9 protein-coding genes are annotated in these 12,173 nt (G+C 44.7%); all 9 read right to left on the bottom strand.

Translation table 11 applies throughout. The features are described 5' to 3' along the window. Positions 1–173 precede the first annotated feature (173 nt). Entirely contained in the window at positions 174–2,210 is a 2,037-nt protein-coding gene (locus tag BJP37_RS05755; RefSeq protein WP_229415217.1) for a serine/threonine-protein kinase, read from the bottom strand. After that, entirely contained in the window at positions 2,207–2,350 is a 144-nt protein-coding gene (locus tag BJP37_RS40785; RefSeq protein WP_198953964.1) for a hypothetical protein, read from the bottom strand. The genes BJP37_RS05755 and BJP37_RS40785 overlap by 4 nt, the downstream gene beginning before the upstream one ends. A gap of 395 nt (positions 2,351–2,745) precedes the next feature. After that, positions 2,746–4,020: an RNA-guided endonuclease IscB gene (iscB, locus tag BJP37_RS05750; RefSeq protein WP_075897180.1), complete on the bottom strand. Its 1,275-nt coding sequence runs from the start codon at positions 4,018–4,020 to the stop codon at positions 2,746–2,748. 239 nt (positions 4,021–4,259) lie between these two features. Then, entirely contained in the window at positions 4,260–4,814 is a 555-nt protein-coding gene (locus BJP37_RS05745; protein ID WP_075897178.1) for a Rab family GTPase, read from the bottom strand. Positions 4,815–5,105: 291 nt separating this feature from the next. After that, positions 5,106–7,514 (bottom strand): OmpA family protein, encoded by a 2,409-nt coding sequence (locus BJP37_RS05740; RefSeq protein WP_075897176.1) that lies wholly within the window; start codon positions 7,512–7,514, stop codon positions 5,106–5,108. A 147-nt stretch (positions 7,515–7,661) separates the two neighbouring features. After that, the gene (locus tag BJP37_RS05735) at positions 7,662–8,333 is read right to left on the bottom strand and encodes a hypothetical protein (RefSeq protein WP_075897174.1); all 672 of its coding nucleotides are present in this window, start codon (positions 8,331–8,333) and stop codon (positions 7,662–7,664) included. A 430-nt stretch (positions 8,334–8,763) separates the two neighbouring features. Beyond that, entirely contained in the window at positions 8,764–9,006 is a 243-nt protein-coding gene (locus BJP37_RS05730; protein ID WP_008181697.1) for a TIGR02450 family Trp-rich protein, read from the bottom strand. Positions 9,007–9,340: 334 nt separating this feature from the next. Next, the gene (locus tag BJP37_RS05725; RefSeq protein WP_075897172.1) at positions 9,341–9,928 is read right to left on the bottom strand and encodes a rhomboid family intramembrane serine protease; all 588 of its coding nucleotides are present in this window, start codon (positions 9,926–9,928) and stop codon (positions 9,341–9,343) included. Positions 9,929–10,040: 112 nt separating this feature from the next. Continuing rightward, positions 10,041–11,978 carry a S9 family peptidase gene (locus tag BJP37_RS05720; protein WP_075897170.1) on the bottom strand — a complete coding sequence of 646 codons (1,938 nt, stop codon included), beginning with the start codon at positions 11,976–11,978 and terminating at the stop codon, positions 10,041–10,043. Positions 11,979–12,173 lie beyond the last annotated feature (195 nt).

The following is a 12,173-nucleotide window of genomic DNA, read 5'->3' as shown; positions in this document are numbered from 1 at the left end:
CCAAAGCGGCGAGTTTGCTATATTTATGTATAGCACTTGTTCCAGTATTTCTGTGGTAGTAGCGTTGTCAGCTACAAAATTTGGGTCTGTCATTATTGTATCTTGTTAGCAATACTCTGATTAATATAACAGCAGATGTGGGGTTTATTTTACCGGAAGCTAATCACCAATCACTAATCTTCAACCCTAAAGTTAAGTTGATAATTAATCGGTTTAGAAGCTTGAGAAACTACCACAAATTCATAGAAGCCAGATGCTGGCAGCTCCCCGATCCAGTCGCGTTTGCTTGAGTCTTCTAATAGGGGGGTCGTCTTACGGGTCGGAGCATAAATGGAAAACAAGGCATTTACATCGGTAGCCAGTCTCACTTCCATGACTTGACCACCAGAAAGTTTAGCAGTAAACGCTTGCCCGTCTCCTGGCTTGAGGGTTCCATTAACTTGTTGAACTCCGCCAGCAGCAAACTCAATGCGCTGTAGGGATTTTCCTGATGTCAACGCTTTGATCGTATCCCCAACAATTCCTTGCCACACCTGACCAATAGACTTATCGATAAACTTCTGACCCCGCTGATCGGGAAACTTATGAAAGAATTTAGAATCTGCAATATCATAAGCTGCACGGCTAGAAAGGCGCACCTGATTCACTTCCTGCTTCCAGCGAGTTAAATCTGCTGTCCCATAGCTTCCCAACCTTCCCCGTGCCGTCCGACTCAAATTGAGCAACTCAATCCGGGTCAATAGCTCAAATGCCAGCTTATCCCACTCTTCTCTTAACGGAGCATCCTGTGATCCATTGCCTAGCTGTCGTTTTTCTTGATTTGGGTACTTGTCCCAAAACGCCTCATTGACTAACTCAATGTAGAACTTTTCGTTAATCTCCAAATTGGCACGACGCTGATCTAGCAATTTCTTGCGGTTTTCCTCGTTCTTGGTAAACCAGTCGGGTGGCTTGATGTCCGGTTGATCGATGGGTGATTCCTTTGGTGAGGGTCCCGGCCTAGGTACTCTCAATGTGAACCACCAATTGGTTGCCCAGAAGGTAAAGCCAAATACAGCAGCAGCTAAGACAGATACCAAAACCACCTTGCCAAGCCAGTCTAAAACGGTATTGTTCGTAAAAGTGGTTAATGGTCTTCCGGTAGCTGGCCTTGCTGGCTGGTTAACCGCTACTGGCTTGGAACCAGGGGCAACTGCTAAGGTCGGTTTAGTCTGAGGAGGTGATGAAGCTGATTGCGGGTCACTGGCAAATTGAAGGTGAGTGGTGAGGTCTCGCAACACTTCTTTGGCATTTTGGTACCGTTCTCCTGGTCTCGGTTGAAGCATTTTATCGAGGATACGACCTAGGGTAGGGCTAAGGCTGATCTCTCGCCGCCAGTTCCAGGTCAGGGTATTGGGGTCAATTATCTGCTGGGGTTCCTGACCAGTCACTAATACTAATATAGTTGCCCCTAGAGCATAGAGGTCACTGTGGGGAAAAACACTTCCTCCTTGCATCTGCTCTGGGGGAGCATAGCCAACTTTACCCAACCGAGTTATTATCGGCTTATTTTGACCAGCCACCTTTGACCCTAGGAACTTCGATGCCACATTTGCTGCTACCTCCTTGACACCGCCAAAGTCAATCAGCACTGGTAAACCATCGGTACTGCGCAAAATCAGATTATCGGGAGAGATATCCCGATGAATCACCCTCATAAAATGGATATATTCCAACACTGGCAGGATTTGGATCAGCAGTTGAGTCACTTCTGCTTCACTAAACCGGAGTCCCTGAGGTCGGCGAGCCTCCAGTAGAGCGCGGTAGGTTTGCCCCTCCACATAGTCCTGAACCAACAATAGGGTGCCTTTGTCCTGTTGTTGTACCTGAAACAACTCACGAAATTGAGGAATTTGAGGGTGTTGCAGTCGATAAAGAACTCCTGCTTCCCGCTCAAATAGTTCTTCTGCTTTTTGTAAGGCGTGGTTACCTTGAACTTGGGGAGCAAATTCTTTTAGCACACAAGGTTCATTAAAGCGGTTAAGGTCTTGAGCTAAATAGGTGCGTCCAAAGCCTCCGTGTCCCAACTCCCGGACGATGCGGTAGCGACCACCCAGAATCTTCCCAGTGTCAAAGGTTTTGGCTAAGGATGGCAGCATCTCGCCACAAACCCGGCAAAACTTATTGTCATTGGGATTCTCATGTCCTTTACTACAATAGAGGGGCGTCATTCGATTTTGGATGTTGGATGTTGGATGTTGGATGTTAGATTTTTTCCCAGGGCTTGCTCCCGGAGACTTGACACAGTGGGTGCTGATTGCTCGACCTGTTGACTCAGTAGTTGAGGTTGACTCAGTAGTTGAGTAAGCATAGGTAGATTAGCTACTGTGCTATATATATAAAGATATATAGCATTTCCAAAATAGGGGAGATAAATTTTGGATTTTAATTTTGGATTTTCGTGAATCGGCAACAGGCAACAGGTAACAGGGAAAAAACCTTGTGTACCTCATTACTATGAGAAACGCTATATATCACTATATATATAACTAATCATCAAAAATGGGGGTTGGTAAGGGGAGAAACGGATACCCCTGTCATTTATGCGTGGGTTTGAAGTTACCGTAAGACAGTTGAGCCTTTACAAGCGACAGTCTGTGAGTCATAAGTTTAAGTTATATGAAATAAGGCTCAACTGTCTAAGGTTTCGTCTCCGAGGAGTTTCTCCCCTTACAGAAACAGCAGCTAGACAGTGCTTCTTTTGAACTAGAAGCTATAAGCATATCCGTCTTTCCTATGTACAATGCTGCAATATTTGTGACTGATTCCTTGTACCAGTCCGTGTTTAGTGGAGATATTGAATGAACCAGTTTTTCGAGTAGCTATTCTACCTGTGTAGGTTCCCACTTTCTTGCCTTTGGTTACAACGGCTTTGGCAATATCTCCAGTCTGAAACCCTTTGACAAACTTCCACCTTGGTACATAACGAGTGGGAAAGCCAAACTTGTTTGTTCTGCACATCTTACGAGTACCATGTCCTTTAGCTGAAATCAACAATGGCTGATAAACTTCGATGTACAAAGTATCGACTTTTCCAACATTTGCGGCATCTAACCAGTGTGTTTTTGGAAGGTTCTGCCGACATCGATTGTACTTAGTTAATCCACCTGACCCTGTTTCAATCGGCAAACCTAAGGCTTTTAATTCGTTATACAACTTCCATCGAGTTGAGTTGACGGCTGCCCCATCGACTAAAGGTCGTTTGGCTTGAGAAAGAATACGCTTTATAACATCAGGTTTACCAGATAAAAACTGTTCGATTTCCTGATTACCTTTGGTTTGATTGCACTTCCTACAAGCAATTGCTAGGTTACTTACTCGGTCAGAACCCCCCTTTGATTTAGGTTTGATGTGTTCGACCTCTAGTGGAGTATCAGTCACACCACAGTAAGCACATTTACGATTCCATTTGGAAAGTAGATATTCTCTAACTTCATATCCGTAGAGTGTGCCCTGCTGATACTCTGTGCCAGAAATCTCAGGGTTTTCCATCTTCTGAGTATCGAACCTAACTAATTCCTGAGAAATGCCAGTTATCGGACAAAATCGAGTAAGTTTTTTTACCCATGTGATAATATTATAAACTCTCGACATTAGACTGGGAGCTAACCAGCCATCAGGACGTTTACGATTAAGAAACCTTGGCTGTCGATAACGAGTTTTGCGGTTTCTACGAGAACGTCTCAACTGTCTACGTGAGGTTAAACCATCTCGAATTTGAAGACCTCTGTGGGTTAGTTCCGCACCCCAAACAACCACCTTTTCTTGAATAATTGCTAAACCTGTCGTTTGAGAACCAGGGTCAAGTTTGATCTGATGATTATGTGTCACACATTCCAATTCCTCCAAATCGCCCATGATGATTGTGAACGGGTATCTCCTAAAGACCTTAGCCCTTCCTTGTTTGAGCAAGATTCTAGCTCTAGCAGGCTGACATGGATCTAAAGGTTTTTTGTTTTTATCAAGTACAAAAACTCGCATAATGTGAGTATTCTCCTATTGCTAGGGTAAAGTTCGCTGCGCCAATGTTATCAGTCGGTACTTCCCAGATTGCACTTCCTTAACCTGATAAAGATGTTTAACAATCCGGTTCTAGAGCTTGAAACTAGCCTCGCATTTCAAGGTAGGAACTTTAACTCTTGCTGATAACGTAGTCCCTGACGGGACTTAGGCTGGTCAGGTAATGATTCACAAGCCCCCGGATTTATCCTTGGGGTTTGTTACTCCCAGGCTCCTGAATCCTGTTGAAGCGTTCCGCAACCTAATTGCTGAAATATGTCATCGACGTATAACCCAGTTTTCGCGGAGGTATAATAACTAGCTATCACTTGGTCTTCCTGCACAGTTTTTTTCTCTAACATTTGTTTCAATTGCTCCAATTTTTCTTGATCAACTAAGTCGGATTTATTTAAGGCAGTAATAATCACCCCTTTGGGATTGATGGATAAAAACAGATCGATATGATGAACAATGTGCTCAATGGTTTCAATGCGAGTTACATCAGCAACAATAATTGCACCCTGAGCCCCTTTTAAATATGTTGGTGAAATTCCCTTAAATTTAGTATGACCTTCTAAATCCCAAATCATCAATTTTAGATTCAGCAGTTCTGATCGGGTGTCATCCTTAAATTTTAGGATTTTGCGGGAAATTTTCACTCCAACTGTTGAAAGATATTGGTCGCTAAACACACCCTCCACAAATCGGCGGATTAGGCTAGTTTTGCCCACACCAAAGTCTCCAACTAGGCAAATTTTTCGATCAATAGTGGACATTGTTACTGGTTGCTGACAACTGGTTTGAACTCTCCAATGGATAAATCACGGGGGATTGTAAACGGTTGTTACAAGATGGGCATGGAGCCAAATCTGAACAGGTTTACGGTATGATTTATTCAGCGGACTTGAATACCTATTGCTCACCGACCGTATGTTCCCAGACAGCAGTATAGTTTTAGCATTAGTGATCTATTGCAGTAGTTGGCTCACCTCCTGATTCCAGATTTAATAAACAAAGGAATAAAGTCCATAACTTGTTGTTATCTCCTGGCTCAACCAAAGGCGCTTTCAATTGGGTTTCTCGGTAAACTGATCAAATACGACACATCGATTTAACCATAGCGGTTGACTAGCATCAACATCTGGCGGTCCTTTGCCAACCCCACGAACTTCCAGTCGATTGGGATCAATGCCTTGCTGAACAAGCACATCTTTTACCTTTTGGGCTCGTTGTTGTGCTAATCCCTGATTTTCGGTAAGTTTATCCCTAGGATCGGCGTAGCCGATTATCCTCAGGTGCTTTTGAGGATAGCGCTCCAGGAATTCCTTAATTAATCGAATTTTAGTGCCTATATCCTCTGGTTTCAACTTGGCTGAACCAAGATCAAAGTAGATCCGGCTGGTAAGGTCTAATCCTTGAAGTTGTAAATTGTTCTCGACCGACTTGACACCAGGAATGTTCTCAAAGGCTTGGATAATCTTAGGAAAATCCTGAGCATAAAGTACGGCTCCGTTTACTGTGACCTTGCCTTGTGTATAGTGGGCTAAAATTACAACCCCATCCATTTGATTCAAGGTGTTGCTCACCCGTTGGACTTGAGCTTTGGTTAACTGCTCAGTATAGGGGAGTTCGATCACCTCAATTCGATTATCCAACACTAATTTAGGAGCCGCAGCTTTGGCAATTTGCTCGACGTTTGAGCGCATAGCCTGATTCGGTAGCTGTCCAGCTAGCTTTAGTATCTGGCGATTGGCTTTAACTGTTAAAGCATAATCAGCCACTTCTGGGGCATAATAGGCGAGGGCAAGTTGAGTTTTTTGCTCAATGCGACGGTTTATTCTAGCCCTATGCTGATAAATTCCCCCAAATACAGCGATTAAACCCAGAAGCCCCAAGCCAAGCACCAATAAGCCTGGCGGTTTCTTGCCTTTTTTCGGATTTTCCTGAGTATCACGAAGTCCTTCACTAACGGATTGATCTAATAAATTTTGTAAAATTTCCTTGACTCCCACCGGGATAGTTGTAATATCCCCATCAAAAGACCTGATCGGTTTACCATAATGGGTAATAATAGTTTTTAGGCTTTCCCGCAACTGATGAATGAACTGGTGGGTGGGTTCCCCTTGAACTACCACTGCTAGGTAGCAGTATCCCTCTACTTCCAGGATGATCTTGGATGTACCATAGTCAATAGCATCGATTTCTGCCACATCCCCAGACTGAGCGATACAGTCATTGACAAAGCTACGGATAGCGGTGAGCATCCCTGCTACCATATCTGACTCTAGATGCTGGCTGTCAGAGGGTTGTACCTCGGCAATCACTAAACCAGAGTGTTTATGAATCAAAAAGATAGCTCGCGCCTGAAATAGCATCACCTCCCGAAACAGCAGTTCTGCTTCAGAAACGCCCTGCACCTTAGCGCGAATCTTGCGCATCATTCCTTCAAAGCTGAGGGCATTTTCCAGCTTCTCATTGATAGCTCGGATTTCTTCTGCTAAGTATGTGGAAATGGTACTGCCAATGACCGGATACAGAGCATTGACCATGGCCTCTGGCTTAATTCTAATCTGTTGCCGGATCGCTACTGCCATTTCTGGTGCGATCGCAAACCCAACTTCCTGTGGGCACTTCTCGATGCAGGAGGAAATAGCTATTGGAACTGCGGGAGCGATCGCTTCTCCCACACCCTCTTTATCCTGTTGAGTTCTGTGGCCAATGACTTCCGCAATGATGGGGGTCACGGAATCGGTCACCGAGGTACTGAACTGAGCTACCGTGAGATCCAGCAGCTTAGCCATAACTGGTAGCAATAGATTAATCAATTCTTGAGGTTGATCAATCTGATGCTCAAGCCTGCCTTGTCTCTGGGCTAGAGTTTCTATCTGGTCACGAAACTGTGCCATTTCTGGAGATATCACCAGTTCTTGCAAAATCTCAGCCAAGGTGTCTAATTCCTGGGAGGTGTCGTGATCAGACTCTGATCGCAGGTCTTGGTTAGTTTCTGTGGCTTCGGATTGGACTAAATTCTCAGCTAATACTGGATCTTCGGGATGTTGAGGCATTTGCGGCAGATGCTCCTTTGGTGTAGGAAGCTGTGGTGATGGGTTCTGATGGGGAAAAACTTTGACACCGAAGGATTGGGGTTGATCCCTTTCTTGAGCTAATGCTTCTTTCTCCTGAACCCCGTGGAGGCTACTACTGCCTAGGTCAGTTTGAGGTTCAATAGCTGGAACCTCAAGGTCACCGGATGAATCGGATTGTTCAATAGTGTCTCCCTGATCAGAGGTCATCCCTTGCTGCTTAGAGTTAGGATGTTGGCTAGGTTTATCCCTGTGATCAATAATCTTGAGGTCAACGAGTAAATTAAGTAAATCCTTCAACTCGTCTTCTGTACTCGAATTGACCTCAATTGACTCTGATCTAGAATTTTCCGGCTGATGCTTCTCAGCCGGATTTTGGTTTGAAAATGCCACTGGTGGCTATCCGTTACTATTTAACCTTTTGCAAAAATCAGCGATGCTCTGAAAGAGCCGCTACGCGAACGCACCTTGATTTAAAACTAATCTTAGCGAGAAAATCAAGTTAATTTTTGTGGCTGGCATTGGAGGACTGTGCCAAGTCTATTCCAAAGTCTGAGTTTGCTTGATTAACTGGAGATGCTCGTCATCATTAGTAGCAGTTTTCTCCATGACCGTACCATTATGACCTTTGGTCTGTGGTAACCCAGACCACCCATCACTAGCTTCTTTGAGTGCTGGAACTAATTCAGTCCCTTTGAGCCTCAAACCCAACTCTAACAACATGTCTCCGAGATCTGCTTTCGAGGCTTTGGCATCTTTGATCTGTGCAAATTTAGTTTCCAGCTCGGCCAAGATCTGCTTTCTGAGATTGATCACATCTTGCTGATGCTGTTCTTTAGTTTCTGAAAGTTCCTTCTTTAGGGAGGTTGACTGCTTGTAGACTGTCTCGTCGAGCACCTCAATACTCTTAGAAAACTTTTTGTTGAGCAGCTCAACCCGCTCCTGAATCTCATTCCTCTCTTCGGCTGCAGTTAAACTAAGAGTACTTATTTTTTTTTCCAGGGAATCTACAGCAGCAGCCATTTCTTTTGAGAGAGTCGTTTTGATCTGCTCAACGCGATCGCGTATTTCCTGCTGCCACATGGATAAGTCAGACTCTATCTTCGTGAAGCGAGTATCATACTCTCGCAGGTTAGAACCTATTATTATATCACGTATCTTCTCAAGATTTCCCAGTCTTTCCCGCATTTCTGCTTTATTGATTCCATCCATGACCATAAAACTCAAATAAACAATAAACACTGAACCATAAACAATTACTAGCTTGCCTTGAATTCAAGGAGCGTGCCATTTATCTTATCAATCAGATGCTGCTGTCAACCGGAACCGTTGTGTGACAAACATCTTGAGCCGCATCACTAACCAGACAAAATACCTAAAACCTATTACCATTAGCTTACAGCCAAGACTTTTAATCCTCTGCACCAAGGATTTCGCCTTGACCGAGTAGGGGGTTGGTAAGGGCAAACTGGAAGCTTGTGGGATTTATGCATGGGGATAAAAGTTCTCTGTTATATCAAGTCCGGTTGAATATCCATCAATCTTGAAGATTGATCGGGAGATAGGCATATCGCCAGATCAGGCAGATTTTTATGAGAGTTTGAATCAAAATCCCCGTTGATACCATATCAACGGGGATTGGTTACTCTTCGCTTTCGATTTCGGCTAAAGATTTCCAGCCTGCTTGCCACAAGCCAGGATCTTTCAGCTGTTTAGCATTTAGCCAAAAACGGACATTCGGGTCACAAGAAGCCACCATTTCAGCAAACACCCACTTTCCTTGGTTTTTACGATTGACCACTTGGAAATGCCGCCAGCCCCAAGTTTTCTGTTTAGCTGTCCATTTTGAACCCACAAGATGAGGGAATTTTTGTTTTTGAGCCATTTCCTCTATGGTCTGATCATCAAGCTTGAGCGTGGTGAGTGCGTTCGTAGGGAAAAAATTTTCGTTCTTTGTTGGTTATACGTAAAAGTTATACCTAGAAGATTGAGACTGTGACACCTTGCACTCACACTGGGTTTTCAGAATTGACCCAAGGAGCGACAATCCCTGCGATTCTCCTTTGGATACACTACGTGAACGCATAATTGTTGATAAAAGTTTCTCTAGTTCTACTCAAAACATATTACTCACACCAGCAGACAGATAGTTTAAATCTGTTGCAGACCCACAAAGTCTGTCTGGTTCTATTTTCACACTGAGTAGTCAAAACTTAGCACTACGAAGAGAGTTTACGCTTTGCCAGTAGACGTGCGGCTAGGATACCGCCGATAAAACCAAATAAATGTCCTTGCCAAGATACATGGGGCTGTGAGGGTAAGACACCCCAAACTAAACCACCATAGAGGAAGCCGACTAGAATTGATAGAAAAATTGAGGGTAGGTTTCTTTCAAAGAAGCCTCTAAATAGCAGAAAACCTAGATAGCCAAAGATCAGCACACTTGCCCCAATGTGAACTGAATTGGGAGCGCCCAACAGCCAAACCCCAAGACCACCCACCAGCATGGTAATGGTGGTAACGACGAAAAAGTCGCTAGTTTCTTGCAACATTACAAACCAGCCTAGGACAAGAAAAGGTATAGTGTTGGAAATCAGATGAGAAAAACCGCCGTGGAGAAAAGGGGCAAATAAAATACCCCGCAGCCCAATCGGGTTACGGGGGAGGATGCCATATAGATCAAGTTTCCTTCCAAAAATGAATATATCCACCAGCTCTACAATCCACATCAGAGCGACCCATCCACCGAGGATAATTGCCTGAGTTTGTAACTCACTGGTTATTGATTGTTTTTCCTGCCTAGTCATCGTTGATCAGTTTATGGTGAACAATAATATCGAAACCAATAGACAAATACCGACATTGGCTTACTTCGCAGGTCTTGAGCCATGTCTACACATTAACGTAATTCAATAATGACTAATAATTATAAATAGTTAGAGGGTCTATCGCCTCTGCTAGGTCAAATCCAAATACCCGGGAATAAAAATACAACTCCCCTTCGAGAGTCCGTTTAATCGTTTCTGCTTTACGAAAACCGTGTTGCTCCCCTTCATAGGTGACATAGGCTACAGGTAACCCCTTAGCCTTCAAAGCTGCCACCATCATTTCTGCTTGACTAGGAGGAACTACCTTGTCTTCTAGCCCCTGGAAGAAAATTACAGGACACGACAGTTGGTCTGTGAAATGAATAGGCGATCGCTGTTGATATAAATCTTTACGTTCTGGATAAGGACCGATCAAGCCATCTAGATACCGGGACTCAAATTTGTGGGTATCCTTGGCTAGTACCTCCAAATCACTGATACCGTAGTAGCTAGCGCCAGCTTTAAACACATCTCGGAATGTCAGAGCAGCTAGAGTTGTATACCCCCCAGCACTCCCCCCAGCAATTGCCAGTCGCTCACCATCAACTAGTCCTTGCTCAGCTAGGTATTGCGCGCCATTGGTGCAGTCATCAACATCTACAATCCCCCAGTTGTTTTTCAGGCGCTGACGATAGTCCCGCCCATAGCCAGTACTCCCTCCATAGTTGACATCTAGCATGGCAAAACCACGAGAGGTCCAGTATTGGATTTTTAGGTTAAAGGCACTGGAAGTCGCTGCCGTAGGTCCACCGTGGCTTTTGACAATTAGGGGTGGTTTTTCGGAGGTTGGTGCAGTGTAGTCTTTGTTTTGTGGTGGGTAGAAGAAACCATAGGCGGTCAGTCCATTAGTTGTCGGAAATGCGATCGCTTGAGGCCGCGATAGATAGCCAGTATCGATAGCTAACTCACGCTTATTCCTTAATACATTGATTTGTCCATTTGTCAAGTCCAACTGAACAATAGCGCTTGCTTCTGTTACGGAACCAGCGATAAAAACCGCTTGATTATCAGCTACCTTTAGGTCGGAAATACTGGTGTATGGTGTAGCAATCACCGACCGCTGCTTCGTTTTTAGGTCAATACTAGCTAAATACCAGTTTCCTGCCTGAGTATAGGTACATATGATTCGATTGGCACCATCGAAGCCATAAGTAGACATGCCAAAGACCCACTGGGGTAGTCCAAACTCGGCTTCCATTTCACACAGGGGTTCGATTTCCCCTTGGGTTGGTTGCCAGCGGTAGAGATTCCACCAATTAGTGCGATCGCAAACAAAGTAAAGGACACCATCTGGTGACCACTCTGGCTGAAATACCGACTCATCTACCCCACCAGCAATGGGCTCTGCAACACCTAGAGAACCATCGGTTAAGATTGGAGCTACCCAGAGTTGAGTACCATCCCAGGGCATATTGGGATGATTCCAGCTTAGCCACGCCAGTTTAGAGCAATCGGGACTTAGGCGCGGCGAGGAGTAAAAGTCACAGCCAGAGGCTAGCACTTGAATATCTTCACCGTTTTCTAGGCTGATGCTAACCAAGGTATTGACTGGTTCCCCATCCACCGTGTGGTTTTCTCCGACACAGATTATACGTCCCCGTTGCTGGTCAATTACCCCATCACCATAGCGCCAGTTAGCTATGGGGGTTAGGGGTTGGGGTTTGGAGCTTGGGGTTTGTTGGTACAGACGTTGGTCAGCAAAATTAGAGAAGTAAATTGTGCCATCCTTAACAGCAAAAGCAGCACCACCATACTCGTTAACCCGAGTCCGAGCATTGAAGGGCTCGGGAGTCAGATCAACACTTTTGCCATCAGGGGTGCGTCGCACGATTACATTGCGTCCAGCTTCTGCAGGTCGCCCTTCAATCCAGTAAACATCCTTTTGATCAAGGGCTATGCTGCCCAACCTAACGCTGCCTTGAACAATCATGTCAGCGGTAATAGGGGATTTCCAGGAACCATAGGGGGCAAGGTGTGCTGGTTGGGTCATGGAAAAACTGCTGTTATTTCCTCTAACTTGCTTAGGATATATGTACTATCATAACCTGACTACGTGTCCATGGTTAGCGTTAAAGTAGGGATTCCCGTACATTTACCCAAATCGGACTTGCTTAAATGCATCCGATTGCGCTAAAAGAGTATAGAGGGGCTTCCTTGCCGTACAAAACTCTACAGATCGGCGCAT

This window comes from Moorena bouillonii PNG (assembly GCF_001942495.1).
In the GTDB taxonomy this organism is placed as follows: Bacteria; Cyanobacteriota; Cyanobacteriia; order Cyanobacteriales; family Coleofasciculaceae; genus Moorena; species Moorena bouillonii.
Note: the sequence above shows the minus strand (reverse complement) of the source record. Positions and strands in the feature narration are given on the sequence as shown.